The 12,446-nt window shown below is 60.6% G+C and carries 10 protein-coding genes; 9 read left to right on the top strand and 1 reads right to left on the bottom strand.

Annotated elements, in window-relative coordinates; all coding sequences use genetic code 11:
* The first annotated feature begins 23 nt into the window (after nucleotides 1-23).
* The 5 genes from dusB to SULPSESMR1_RS08075 all read left to right on the top strand — a co-directional run bounded on the left by dusB (nucleotide 24) and on the right by SULPSESMR1_RS08075 (nucleotide 7,171).
* Complete coding sequence (gene dusB, locus SULPSESMR1_RS08095; RefSeq protein WP_089420355.1) at nucleotides 24-983, top strand: tRNA dihydrouridine synthase DusB; 960 nt, start codon at nucleotides 24-26, stop codon at nucleotides 981-983.
* On the top strand, nucleotides 980-2,062 hold the full coding sequence (locus SULPSESMR1_RS08090; protein ID WP_089420354.1) for a two-component system sensor histidine kinase NtrB: 1,083 nt from the start codon (nucleotides 980-982) through the stop codon (nucleotides 2,060-2,062). The genes dusB and SULPSESMR1_RS08090 overlap by 4 nt, the downstream gene beginning before the upstream one ends.
* 2 nt (nucleotides 2,063-2,064) lie before the next feature.
* The gene (locus tag SULPSESMR1_RS08085) at nucleotides 2,065-3,429 is read left to right on the top strand and encodes a response regulator (RefSeq protein ID WP_089420353.1); all 1,365 of its coding nucleotides are present in this window, start codon (nucleotides 2,065-2,067) and stop codon (nucleotides 3,427-3,429) included.
* Between the two features lie 137 nt (nucleotides 3,430-3,566).
* The gene (locus SULPSESMR1_RS08080; RefSeq protein ID WP_089420352.1) at nucleotides 3,567-5,765 is read left to right on the top strand and encodes a sensor histidine kinase NtrY-like; all 2,199 of its coding nucleotides are present in this window, start codon (nucleotides 3,567-3,569) and stop codon (nucleotides 5,763-5,765) included.
* Nucleotides 5,762-7,171, top strand: coding sequence for a sigma-54-dependent transcriptional regulator (locus tag SULPSESMR1_RS08075; protein ID WP_089420351.1), 1,410 nt, complete (start codon nucleotides 5,762-5,764; stop codon nucleotides 7,169-7,171). Before SULPSESMR1_RS08080 ends, SULPSESMR1_RS08075 begins: the two co-directional genes overlap by 4 nt.
* A gap of 84 nt (nucleotides 7,172-7,255) precedes the next feature.
* On the opposite strand, the gene SULPSESMR1_RS08070 is transcribed toward SULPSESMR1_RS08075, so the two are convergent.
* Nucleotides 7,256-7,726, bottom strand: a complete 471-nt coding sequence (locus SULPSESMR1_RS08070; RefSeq protein WP_240311314.1) for a hypothetical protein — start codon at nucleotides 7,724-7,726, stop codon at nucleotides 7,256-7,258.
* 117 nt (nucleotides 7,727-7,843) lie between these two features.
* On the opposite strand from SULPSESMR1_RS08070, the gene trkA reads away from it, so the two are divergent.
* The 4 genes from trkA to hflX all read left to right on the top strand — a co-directional run bounded on the left by trkA (nucleotide 7,844) and on the right by hflX (nucleotide 12,435).
* On the top strand, nucleotides 7,844-9,220 hold the full coding sequence (gene trkA, locus SULPSESMR1_RS08065; protein WP_089420349.1) for a Trk system potassium transporter TrkA: 1,377 nt from the start codon (nucleotides 7,844-7,846) through the stop codon (nucleotides 9,218-9,220).
* Nucleotide 9,221: 1 nt separating this feature from the next.
* Nucleotides 9,222-10,757 (top strand): TrkH family potassium uptake protein, encoded by a 1,536-nt coding sequence (locus SULPSESMR1_RS08060; protein WP_089420348.1) that lies wholly within the window; start codon nucleotides 9,222-9,224, stop codon nucleotides 10,755-10,757.
* 143 nt (nucleotides 10,758-10,900) lie between these two features.
* Nucleotides 10,901-11,140 (top strand): RNA chaperone Hfq, encoded by a 240-nt coding sequence (gene hfq, locus SULPSESMR1_RS08055; protein WP_007119530.1) that lies wholly within the window; start codon nucleotides 10,901-10,903, stop codon nucleotides 11,138-11,140.
* Entirely contained in the window at nucleotides 11,137-12,435 is a 1,299-nt protein-coding gene (hflX, locus tag SULPSESMR1_RS08050; protein WP_089420347.1) for a GTPase HflX, read from the top strand. Before hfq ends, hflX begins: the two co-directional genes overlap by 4 nt.
* The last annotated feature ends 11 nt before the right edge of the window (nucleotides 12,436-12,446 follow it).

The following is a 12,446-nucleotide window of genomic DNA, read 5'->3' as shown; positions in this document are numbered from 1 at the left end:
CCGAACACCACGACCCATTGACCATGATTGCACCGGTGATGCTGGCCCCGATGGCCGGAATCACCGACCTGCCGTTCCGCAGCTTGGTGGCGCGGTTCGGGGCGGGGATGGTTGTCTCGGAGATGGTGGCCAGTGTCGATATGCTCAACGCGCGCCCCGGCACCCGCGAAAAGGCCGAACTTGGTCTGGACCAGCAAGGCACCGCCGTTCAACTTGCGGGGCGCGAAGCAGCGCCTATGGCCGAAGCTGCGCGTATGGTCGAAGGGCAGGGCGCCGCGGTGATCGACATCAACATGGGCTGCCCCGCCAAGAAGGTCACCCAAGGCTATTCCGGTTCGGCGTTGATGAAGACACCCGACCACGCCCTGACCCTGATCGAGGCGGTGGTGAACGCGGTGAATATCCCCGTGACGTTGAAAACGCGGCTGGGCTGGGACGACGCGCTGCTGAACGCGCCGCAAATTGCCGCCCGCGCCGAAGCCGCAGGCATTCGCCAGATTGTCATTCACGGACGCACCCGATGCCAATTCTACAAAGGCCGGGCCGATTGGGCTGCGATACGGGGCGTCAAGGATGCGGTCGGAGTTCCGGTGATTGCCAACGGTGACATCGTGGACGTGGCCAGTGCGCGTCAGGCGCTGGATCAATCAGGCGGCGACGGCGTGATGATCGGACGCGGCGCGCAAGGGCGGCCATGGTTGCTGGCCGAAGTGGCCCATGCGCTTTACGGCACGCCAGCCCCCGCAGTGCCCACTGGGCAGGAGTTCGCAGAGATGGTGATGGGGCATTACACTGAAATGCTGGACTTTTATGGCGTGGTTCTCGGTCTGCGCGTCGCGCGCAAGCATTTGGGCTGGTATATGGACACAGCAGGCACGTCCGCCCCTCTGCGCCGCGCCGTGCTGACCGCCAAAACACCGGCAGAGGCGATACGCCTGTTGCCTAACGCACTGTCGGGCTGGACCGGACAGGTGGCCGCATGAGCCCCGCCGCAGACATCTGGGCATCTCTGCCCGTGCCCGCATTGTTGGTCGACGCAGATGACAGGATTCTGGAAATCAACGCCGCTGCCGAAGGGTTCCTGAATGTCTCGTCCAAATCGGTTGTGGGCGTGCCGCTGTGGGATCAGGTCAATGTGGATTCGCCATTGGAAGAGGCATTTGCCCGCGCCCGCACCTTTGAAACGCCGCTGTTCGTGAATGACGTCGACGTTGGCGGCGGGCAGCGCGCGCCGCTGCAATGCGGGTTGCAGATCGCGCCGCTTCAGGGGGCGCCAGGGCAGATGATCATGTTGATCAGCCCGCGCGAACTGGCTGGTCGCATCACCCAGCATGACAGCGTAAAGTCGGCGGCCAAATCCGCCATCGGCATGGCCGAAATGCTGGCCCACGAGATCAAGAACCCGCTGGCGGGTATCACCGGTGCCGCGCAATTGCTCAGCATGAGTCTGAGCAAGGACGATCTGGAACTGACCGACCTGATCGTCGAGGAAAGCCGTCGCATCGTCAAACTGCTGGAACAGGTCGAACAGTTCGGCAATCTCTCTCCGCCCGATTTCCGCGAAGTGAACATTCACGACGTGCTGGATCGCGCACGCCGTTCGGCTTTGTTGGGCTTTGGCGCGAATATGAAGATCATCGAGGACTATGACCCCTCGCTGCCGATGGCGCAGGGCGATCCTGACCAGTTGCTGCAAGTGGTGCTTAATTTGCTGAAAAACGCCTCGGAAGCGGCTGGCAAGGATGGCGGCACCATCCGTCTGCACAGCTACTTTGAACATTCTTTCCGCCTGCGCCGATCCGACGGTACGGGCCGGTCGCTGCCCCTGCAAATCGAGATCATCGACGACGGTCCCGGTCTGCCCGAAGCGATCAAGGCCGATGTTTTTGATCCTTTCGTTTCGGGCCGCGAAAACGGCACCGGCCTCGGGCTGGCACTGGTCAGCAAGATTATCTCGGACCATGGCGGGTCCATTTCGGTCACATCGGTGCCCGGGCGCACGGTATTCCGGTTGTCGCTGGCCCGCGCCCCCAAAAATAATAAGAGTGAAAAGGAAGTCTAGCTATGGACGGCACGGTTCTGGTCGCGGATGACGATCGCACAATTCGCACGGTTCTGACTCAGGCGTTGACGCGGGCAGGCTGCAAGGTACACGCCACATCTTCGCTGACAACGCTGATGCGCTGGGTGGGCGAAGGCAAAGGCGACGTTGTGATCACCGACGTGATGATGCCGGATGGCAATGGTTTGGAAATGTTGCCAAAAATTGGTCAGGATCGCCCAGGCCTGCCAGTCATTGTCATTTCGGCACAGAACACCATCATGACGGCCATTCAGGCCGCCGACGCCGATGCCTATGACTACCTGCCCAAACCGTTCGATCTGCCCGATTTGATGAAACGCACCGCGCGCGCATTGGAAAGCAAACAAAAGCGCCCGAGAATCCAGACAGCCGAGGATGACCGCCCCGACGATCTGCCGCTGGTGGGGCGCACGCCGGTGATGCAGGCACTGTACCGTGTGGTGGCGCAGGTGATGAACACCGATCTTCCGGTGCTGATCTGGGGCGAAAGCGGCACCGGCAAATCCCTGATTGCCAAGGCCATTCATGACTTCTCTGACCGGCGCACGCAGCCTTTTGTTGCGGTGACCCCTGCCGATCTGGTTGACCTTGAAGGCCCCGCACGGGTGATGGCGCGGGTGCGCGGCGGTACGCTGTTGATCGACGAGATTGGCGATATTCCCGATGAAATTCAGGCCCGCATCGTGCGTATGACCGATGCCACCGGCGACGAGGTGCCGCGCTTTCTGGCCACCAGCCAGACCGATCTGGCCGCCGCGATGGAAAGTGGTGCGGTGCGCAAGGATCTGTATTACCGGCTCAGCGGTGCCACGCTGCATGTGCCGTCGCTGCGCGAGCGGGTCGACGACATCCCGCTGCTGGCGCATCATTTTCTGGCGCGCGGCGAGAAATCCGGTGCCGCCCAGCGGACCCTGTCGGACGAGGCTGCCGAAGTTTTCCGCACCTATTCCTGGCCCGGAAACGTGCGCCAACTTGAAAACACCGTGCGCCGATTGGGGCTGACCAGCCGTCTGCCCGAGATTTCCGCCGCCGAGGTCAAACAGGCCCTTGGCAGCCAGCCCGAGATGGAGCCGCTGCAATCAGTGGGCGACACCGAAAAACTGGGCGCCTCGGTCGCACGTCACCTGCAACGCTATTTCGACCTGCACGGCGACATGTTGCCACCCGCAGGGCTGCATGGCCGAATCCTGCGTGAAGTCGAAGCTCCGCTGATCGAAATTGCGCTGTCTGCCACCGCAGGAAATCAGGCAAAAGCCGCCGAACTTCTGGGGATCAATCGAAATACCCTGCGCAAGAAGATCACAGACCTGGGAATACAGGTGACACGCGGTCGAAAGATGATGTAAAACTGCCACATCAAACCGTGGCCATCCGGACACTTTCGGGTCAGGACCACGATATATGGCGGTAGGTGCTTGCGGGCACCGCATCAACAGGTGGGTGCAGGGTGGCAACCCGGACACGGCAATCACGTTGGGCAACAATGGGGCGTTTGCGCCGCCAAAAGCGTGTGCGCAACGCCGCCACGCTGTCTTTGGTCATTCTTGGTCCGGCTCTGGCGCTGGGGACCTTCCTGATTTTGGGGCCGCTCGATCAGGGCACCAACAACATGTCGCTTCGGCTGATTCTGCTGGCCGACTTTGTTTACATCCTCGTGGTCGCGGCCTTGGTCATGAGCCAGGTCGCCCGTCTGATTGCCGCGCGGCGGGCCAAATCTGCGGGATCGCGCCTGCACCTGCGGCTGACCGGCGTATTTGCGCTGATGGCGTTAATTCCCACGGTGACGGTGGCGGTGTTCGCGGGGCTGACGGTGAACATCGGGCTCGAGGGCTGGTTTTCCGACCGCGTCAGCAATGTGGTGGGATCGTCGCTGGCTGCCGCCCAAGCCTATGAAGCCGAACAGAACGACGATCTGATCGAAGACGCACTTGCGCTGGCTGAATTCATCGACCGCATCCGTCAAACCGAACCGGGTCAAAGCGACATCGAAACCCTTGCTGCCGGTCAGCGCCAGATTCAACGCGGCCTGCGAGAAGCCTATCTGATTGATGGCACAGGAGAAATTAGGGCGCGCGGCGACAGATCCTATCTGTTTGATTTCGAAGAACCCGATCCTGACCAACTGGAACAGGCCCGCACCGACGGTGTGCTGGTGATCGAAGACTGGGCCAACAACGAATTCCGTGCGCTGGTGCCGCTGGCCACTTCGGTTGACCGTTTTCTTTATGTCAGTCGCGACGTCGACGGCGAAATTCTGTCGTTGCTGGATGAAACGCAGGAAACCGTGCGGCTGTACCAACAGCTTGAGGCCGACCGGGGGCGGGTGCTGTTCGAATTCGGCCTGCTCTATCTGGGTTTTGCCGTTATTCTGATCCTTGCCGCGATCTGGCTTGGGCTGTGGTTTGCCGAGCGGCTTTCGGGGCCGGTAGGCCGTCTGACTGGTGCGGCACAGCGTGTGGGGGCGGGAGACATGGATGTCCGCGTGCGCGAGGAAGAAGGCGACGACGAAATCGCCATGCTCGGGCGCTATTTCAACCAGATGACCCTGCAACTCAAGGCGCAGCGCGACACGCTGCTGGACAACACCCGCCAGATCGAACGCCGCCGCCGGCTGTTTGATTCAGTGCTCAGCTCGGTTACCTCGGGTGTGGTTGGGCTGGACCCCGAGGGGCGCGTTGCCTTTGTGAACCGCTCGGCCGAGCGGTTGTTGGACTGGCAGGAGAATAACCAATCAATGGCGCTTACGGTTGCGATTCCAGAGTTTGGTCCGCTTTTCAATGCGTTGAAAGCCAATCTTCAAGAGGTCAACCAAGGCGAGGTCAAGGTCAGCCGCAGTGGCCACCTTGAAAATCTGCTGGTGCGCATGGCCACGCGGCGCACCAATGACGGACGGCTTGAAGGTTATGTTGTGGCTTTTGACGACGTTACCGATCTGGTCAGCGCCCAGCGGATGGCTGCATGGGGTGACGTGGCCCGTCGCATCGCCCACGAGATCAAGAACCCGCTGACGCCGATCCAGCTTAGCGCCGAACGCATCAAGCGCAAGTTCGCCTCGAAAGTTGGCGAAGACAGTGACAGTCTGGAACAGATGACAGATGTAATTGTACGTCAAACCAACGACTTGCGGCGTATTGTTGACGAGTTTTCCAAATTCGCAAGGATGCCCGAGCCCGATCGGCAAAACCACGATCTGGTGCAACTTGTCCGTGATGCGGTTGTTCTGCAACACGCAGGCCAGCCGAACGTGACCATAGATGCCGATTTGCCGGATGCACCAATCAACACCGATCTGGATGCGACAATGATCGGTCAGGCGCTGACAAACCTTATCAAAAACGCCGGAGAAGCAATTGAAACGCTTGCGGAAAATGATCCACCGCAGGGGTTGGAACCGCGTATTCATGTCAGTCTGGAAATCCAGAACGCCCGCGCCATTATTCGGGTTGCCGACAATGGCGTTGGCCTGCCCGAAGACCGCGCGCGTCTGTTCGAACCCTATGTGACCACGCGGTCCAGCGGCACCGGGCTGGGCTTGCCGATCGTCAAGAAAATTATCGAAGAACATGGCGGTACGCTGGTTCTGGAAGACGCGCCCGTATTCGAGGGCCAAACCCATTTCGGCGCGATGGCGGTGATTGCACTGCCACTGACGCCGCAACGGAAAAAAAGTGAGGTAGCATGAGTGACATTCTGATTGTTGATGACGAACGCGATATTCGGGAATTGATTTCCGATATCCTCAAGGATGAAGGTTTTGCCACGCGACTGGCAGGCAATTCCGATGAAGCGATGAGCGCAATCAACACCGAAGCCCCCGCGTTGATGATCCTTGATATCTGGCTGAAAGACAGCCGGATGGACGGCATCGACATTCTCAAATCGGTCAAACGCGACAATCCGGATGTGCCGGTGGTGATTATTTCGGGCCACGGCAACATCGAGATCGCAGTCGCCGCGATCAAACAGGGCGCTTACGATTTTATCGAAAAGCCGTTCAATATTGACCAGTTGCTGGTGGTGATCCGTCGCGCGATGGAAACCTCGCGCTTGCGCCGCGAAAACCAAAGCCTACGCCGTCAGGACACAGGCCCGACCCAGATGATCGGTTCAAGTACGGCTTATAAAGGGTTGATTTCACATCTGGATAAGGTCACAAAATCCAATGGTCGTGTGATGCTGACCGGACCTGCAGGCTCAGGCAAGGAACTGGCCGCGCGTTATATCCACGCCAATTCCAACCGCGCCTCGGCCCCCTTTATCACGGTCAATTGCGCAGGCGTTGCCCCCGATCGCATGGAAGAAGTGCTGTTCGGCCGCGAAAGCGTTGCGCGTGGCGTCGAGCCGGGCTTGCTGGAACAGGCCCACGGCGGCGTGATCTATTTTGACGAGGTTGCGGATATGCCGCTTGGCACCCAGTCCAAGATATTGCGCGTGCTGGTCGACCAGCAATTTACCCGCGTCGGCGGCAACGACAAGGTGCGCGTTGACCTGCGGGTGATCTCCTCCACCAACCGCGATCTGGAACAGGCCATCGCCGCCGAGACCTTTCGGCAGGAATTGTTCCACCGGCTGAACGTGGTCCCCATCGCCGTGCCTTCGCTCGAGGATCGCCGCGAGGATATTCCGGTTCTGGCCGCGCATTTCATCGAAGATTTCAACAGCAGTCAGGGTCTGCCCAAACGCGAGATCAGCGACGAGGCGCAGGCTTTGTTGCAAACGATGGTCTGGCCCGGCAATGTGCGCCAACTCAAGAACCTGATCGAACGGGTGTTGATCCTTGGCGACGGCACCGGCCCGATCGAGGCGCGCGAACTGCCCGGCACCGAGGACACCGACAGCGGCGAAGAGGGGCGCGTTGTGCTATCCGGTGCACTGGCCACTTTGCCCCTCCGCGAGGCGCGCGAGGCCTTCGAACGCGAGTATCTTTTGACCCAGATCAACCGGTTCGGCGGCAACATCAGCCGCACCGCGAACTTTGTCGGCATGGAACGCTCGGCGCTGCACCGCAAACTCAAAAGCCTTGGTGTGGTTACATCAGCCAAGGCTGGCGCGCGGGTTGCGCATGTGGATGACGAGGTTCAAGACTAAGCCTCTTCATTTTGCCAGAAAAACTCCGGGGGAGCGCCGCAAGGCGCGGGGGCAGCGCCCCCGAACCCCGTCACAACGCAACGCCTAGCCCTGATTGACGATCTGGAAGCTGCCGTCGGAATTGCGGATCGCGCAGGATTTTGGCGTCAGCCGGGGCAGGGTGGCCGTCGCTGCCGGTGTTGCGGCCTGTTTTACCCCGTTCGGGCAGGCCGGAATACTGGCGGGCGAATAGCCACGGTCGGCCATGCACTGGTTTTCGACCCTTTTACGCAGGGGCCCGTTCACATCATAGGTGTATACTTCGCCGGGCAGATAATATCCGCCTGTCGTGGTGCACAAACCGGCAGAATTGCAGACGCGGCGTGCCGGAACATAGGTGGGTGGCGTGCGACGTATCTGATTGGCCACGGGCGCATCGCGCAGTGCCTGCACCTGACAGGCGGTCGTGTCGCGCTGGACGGTGGCCACTGGTGCGCCCGCCTTGTAATACAGCGTCAATGGCGCGCAGGCAGGCAGCGCAAGTGTCAGCAAGAGTGTGGCAAATCGCATTTTCATATGCCAAGACTGCCTTAAAACTGTAGGGTTTACAATTGAATTGACCCGGTTTCAGCCATCTGTCATGCAGATGTTTCCGATAACTGTGGTTGCGATTGCCAAAGGGGCAAGGAACGCATGAAGGTCATCATTTGCGGCGCGGGTCAGGTTGGCTGGCAGATCGCACGACACCTCTCGAATGAACGCAACGATGTTACCGTGGTCGACAGCGACCCCGATCTGGTGCGCCGTGCCACCGACACGCTGGATGTTCAGGGGGTTGCGGGCTATGCCAGCTATCCCAATATCCTTGACCGCGCCGGTGCGCGTGACGCCGACATGATCATCGCCGCCACCCATTCGGACGAGGTCAACATGGTCACCTGTCAGGTGGCCCATTCGGTCTTTGGCATCAATCGCAAGATCGCGCGGCTGCGGTCGCAGTCTTATCTGGATGCGATCTATTCCGACCTCTACCGCCGCGATCACATGCCGATCGACGTGGTGATCAGCCCCGAACGCGAGGTCGCCGCAGCGGCGTTGCAACGTCTGCACACCACGGCGGCCTTTGACACCGAACGCTTCATGGACGGCAAGGCGCATCTTCTGGGCATCACCATCGAGGAAGAATGCCCGGTGGTGAACACGCCTTTGCGCCAGTTGACCGATCTGTTCTCGACCCTGCGCGCAGTCGTGGTGGGGGTGCGCCGCGATGGCACATTGTTTACCCCCGAGGCCAAGGACCAGCTTTTTGTCGGTGACGATTGCTATGTCTTTGCCCATGTGGACGACGTGCCCCGCACGATGGAGATTTTTGGCAAGAAGCTGGCCAAGCAGGAGCGCATCATTCTTGTGGGCGGTGGCAATGTCGGTCTTGCCGTAGCCGCGGAACTGGAAAAGCGCACCCACCGTGTGCGCACCAAGATCATCGAGAAAAATCGCAAATGTGCCGAACGCGCGGCTGAAGCACTTGAGCGGACGATCGTGCTGAATGGCGATGGTCTGGATGTCGCCCTGCTGACCGAGGCAGGCGTGTCGCGTGCCGATGCGATGCTGGCCGTAACGGACGACGATAAAACCAACATGCTGGCAGCCGTGCGCGCCAAAACCGAAGGCTGCCCCTATGCCATCGCGCTGATCAACGACCCTACGCTGGTGCCGATGATGGGCCCCTTGGGGATCGACGCCTATATCAACCCGCGTGCAACCACGGTGTCATCCATCCTGCGCCACATCCGCCACGGGCGTGTGCGCTCGGTCTATTCCATCGGTGACGCCGAAGCCGAGGTGATCGAGGCAGAGGTGCTGTCGACCTCGCCGCTGGCAGGGCGCAAGATCGGCGAGATCGAATTTCCAGAAGGTGTGCTGGTGGGGGCCGTGCGCAAAGGCGGTGAAGTGATCCGGCCGGTGTCGTCCACCCGCATCGACGAAGGCGACGTGATTGCGATTTTCAGCCTGGCCAAGGATGTCCCCGAGGTCGAGCGGCTGATGCAAGTGTCCATCGACTTTTTCTGACATGATGCGCCCGTCCGACCTTCAGGACCGTATGTTGCAGCTGCCGCTGTTCTTGCTGATGTTCGGTGCCGCCTCTGCGTTCATGCTGGTGCCGGCGATCCACGGTTCGGTGATCCGTGAACTGGCCACGGCGCGGGCGTTTCTGTATTCCGCCGTGCTGGGCCTATTGTTGTTTGCGCTGATCGCACTGGCCCACGCAGGCCGGTCGCCGCGCCATGGCACGCTGGGCCCGTTGATGAGCCTTTTTGCCGCTTTCACCGTTCTGCCCGCCTTTCTCGCGGTCCCCTTTCACGAAGGTTTGGGCACCACCTCGTTTCTGAACGCTTATATCGAAATGGTCAGCTCGTTCACCACCACTGGCGCCACTCTGTTCGACACGCCGGGACGGCTGAACGACACGTTGAACCTGTGGCGTGCGCAGGTCGGCTGGATGGGCGGGCTGCTGATGTGGATTGCAGCCAGCGCCATTCTGGCCCCCCTCAGCCTTGGCGGTTTCGAGGTGACAGCCCGCGCCGAGCCGGGCCGCTATGATGAACGCAACATGCGCTATCGTCATGTCGAAGGGCGGGCGCGTCTGGTCAAAGTGTTCAAAGCACTGGTGCCGATTTATACGGGTCTGACGATCCTGTTGTGGATTTTGTTGATTGTCGGTGGTGACCGGTCGCTGGTGGCGCTGTGCCACGCGATGTCGGTGATGGCCACCTCGGGCATCTCGCCGGTGGGCGGGGCATCGGGTGCAGGGTCGGGCATAGGCGGCGAAATGGTGATGGCGCTGTTTATGCTGTTTGCCCTGTCGCGCATGACCTTTTCCACTGACACGGTCACATCCGACAGCGGCGGTCTGCTGCAAGACCCCGAGTTTCGCATCGGCATTGCGGTGGTGTTGGGCGTGCCGTTCATCCTGTTCCTGCGTCACTTTCTGGGCGCGATCGACGTGGGCGAACAAAACAGTCTTGTGGCTGCAGGGCAGGCGCTATGGGGGGCGGTTTTCACCGTTCTGTCCTTTTTGTCTACCACAGGCTTTACCAGCGCCTATTGGGAAACCTCGCAAAACTGGTCGGGTCTGGCAACGCCGGGGATGATCCTGATGGGGCTTGCGCTGATCGGTGGCGGCGTGGCCACCACTGCGGGCGGGGTCAAGTTGTTGCGTGTCTTTGCGCTCTATCAGGCCGGTCTGCGCGAGATGGAGAAACTGGTGCACCCGCATTCGGTCAGCAGCGGCAACACGGTCGGGCGTCGGGTGCTCAAGGGGGGCGCGTTTATCGCATGGGTGTTTTTCATGCTGTTCGCAATGAGTCTGGCACTGGTCACCACGGTTCTGGCGGGTCTCGGGGTAGAGTTCGAGGCCGCGATGACGATGGCCGTGGCCGCCCTGTCCACGACCGGCCCACTGCTGGAATGGGCCGGCGACGCGCCCATCCGCCTGCAAGAACTGGGACCGGCGGCAAAGTCGGTTTTTGCAGCAGCAATGGTGCTGGGGCGACTGGAAACGCTGGCGATCATTGCTCTGCTGACCCCTGATCTGTGGCGCAGTTGACGCACTGGGCAGCACCGTCAGCGGTGCCTCGCAGGGGATAATGTTTTTGGGCTGGAAACTCGGGCACTTGGCCTTCATACTCCGGGCAAATGAGGGATGGCTTGGTCCGCAAGCCTAATACAAGAAAAAAGGTAAGAACCGACATGGCTTCGGACAGACAGAACTTGCAGGATGCCTTCCTGAACCACGTGCGCAAAACAAAGGTGCCCGTGACGATTTTCCTGATCAACGGTGTGAAACTGCAAGGCGTGATCACTTGGTTTGACAACTTCTGCGTGCTGTTGCGCCGCGATGGTCAGTCACAACTGGTGTACAAACACGCCATTTCGACGATCATGCCCAGCCAGCCGATCAGCTTGTACGAGGGCGAAGACGCCTCTTGAGCAAACCTTCGTTTCAGGTGGATGACAGCGAAGGCCCCCGTTTCACACGGGCTTTTGTGCTGCACCCCGACATCAAATCCGACCGCGACCGCCGCGGCGCCGAACTGGCGTTGGCCGAAGCTGTGTCATTGGCCCATGCGTTGCCGCATCTGGAGGTGGTGGGCGATCTGGTCGTACCACTGCCCAAGGTGCATGCGGGCATGTTGTTCGGCAAAGGCAAGATCGAAGAACTGCGCGCCCGCTTCGAGGCGGACGAGGTTGAACTGGTGCTGGTCGACGGGCCCGTCACCCCTGTCCAGCAGCGCAACCTTGAAAAGGCATGGGGGGTCAAACTGCTTGACCGTACTGGCCTGATTCTCGAAATTTTCAGCGACCGTGCCGCCACCCGCGAGGGCGTGCTTCAGGTCGAGATGGCGGCGCTGAATTATCAACGCACCCGTCTGGTGCGCGCATGGACCCACCTCGAACGCCAGCGTGGCGGGCTGGGCTTTGTTGGTGGTCCCGGCGAAACCCAGATCGAGGCGGACCGCCGCGCAATCGACCTGCAACTGGTGCGCTTGCGCCGCCAGTTGGAAAAGGTCGTCAAAACCCGCACCCTGCACCGCGCCGCGCGTGCCAAGGTGCCGTTCCCGATTGTGGCACTGGTGGGCTATACCAACGCGGGCAAGTCCACACTGTTCAACCGGCTGACCGGTGCCAACGTGATGGCCGAAGATATGCTCTTTGCCACACTCGACCCGACCATGCGCCGCGTCGAACTGGACAACGGCCCCGAAATCATCCTGTCCGACACGGTGGGCTTTATCTCGGACCTGCCGACCGAACTGGTCGCCGCATTCCGCGCCACTCTCGAAGAGGTGCTGGCCGCCGATATCATTTGCCACGTGCGCGACATCTCGCACCCTGAAACAGAAGATCAGGCCGCAGACGTGCGCGAAATCCTGACCACGCTTGGCGTCGGCAACGAACGCCCGATGTTCGAGATCTGGAACAAGATCGACCTGCTGCCCGAAGCCGAGGCCGAGGCCGCCCAAGCGCGTGCTGCCCGCGATCAGGACATCATCGCCATCTCGGCTCTCAAGGGCACCGGCGTCGAAAGCTTTATGTCGATCATCTCGGACGCGCTTCAGGGTCGCGTCAGCGAAGAAAAACTGCGGCTGAGCTTTGCCCAAGGTAAAAAACGCGCATGGCTGTTCTCTGAAGGTGTGGCCGTGGACGAAGTGCAGGACGAAGACGGCTTTGCCATCACCGTCCGCTGGACACCGAAACAACGCGCCCAGTTCGAACAGGTCTGACACCCGCTTCT

This window comes from Pseudosulfitobacter pseudonitzschiae (assembly GCF_002222635.1).
Taxonomy (GTDB): Bacteria; Pseudomonadota; Alphaproteobacteria; order Rhodobacterales; family Rhodobacteraceae; genus Pseudosulfitobacter; species Pseudosulfitobacter pseudonitzschiae_A.
The sequence above is the reverse complement of the archived record's forward strand: the minus strand, read 5'-3'. Positions and strand labels throughout refer to the sequence as shown.

Bases quoted from the DNA above. Each gene is read 5' to 3' on its own strand.
- dusB (WP_089420355.1), top strand. From the start codon at position 24: ATGATTGCACCGGTGATGCTGGCCCCGATGGCCGGAATCACCGACCTG.
- SULPSESMR1_RS08070 (WP_240311314.1), bottom strand. From the start codon at position 7,726: ATGAAAATGCGATTTGCCACACTCTTGCTGACACTTGCGCTGCCTGCC.
- SULPSESMR1_RS08075 (WP_089420351.1), top strand. From the start codon at position 5,762: ATGAGTGACATTCTGATTGTTGATGACGAACGCGATATTCGGGAATTG.
- SULPSESMR1_RS08060 (WP_089420348.1), top strand. From the start codon at position 9,222: ATGATGCGCCCGTCCGACCTTCAGGACCGTATGTTGCAGCTGCCGCTG.
- SULPSESMR1_RS08080 (WP_089420352.1), top strand. From the start codon at position 3,567: ATGGGGCGTTTGCGCCGCCAAAAGCGTGTGCGCAACGCCGCCACGCTG.
- trkA (WP_089420349.1), top strand. From the start codon at position 7,844: ATGAAGGTCATCATTTGCGGCGCGGGTCAGGTTGGCTGGCAGATCGCA.
- hfq (WP_007119530.1), top strand. From the start codon at position 10,901: ATGGCTTCGGACAGACAGAACTTGCAGGATGCCTTCCTGAACCACGTG.
- SULPSESMR1_RS08085 (WP_089420353.1), top strand. From the start codon at position 2,065: ATGGACGGCACGGTTCTGGTCGCGGATGACGATCGCACAATTCGCACG.
- SULPSESMR1_RS08090 (WP_089420354.1), top strand. From the start codon at position 980: ATGAGCCCCGCCGCAGACATCTGGGCATCTCTGCCCGTGCCCGCATTG.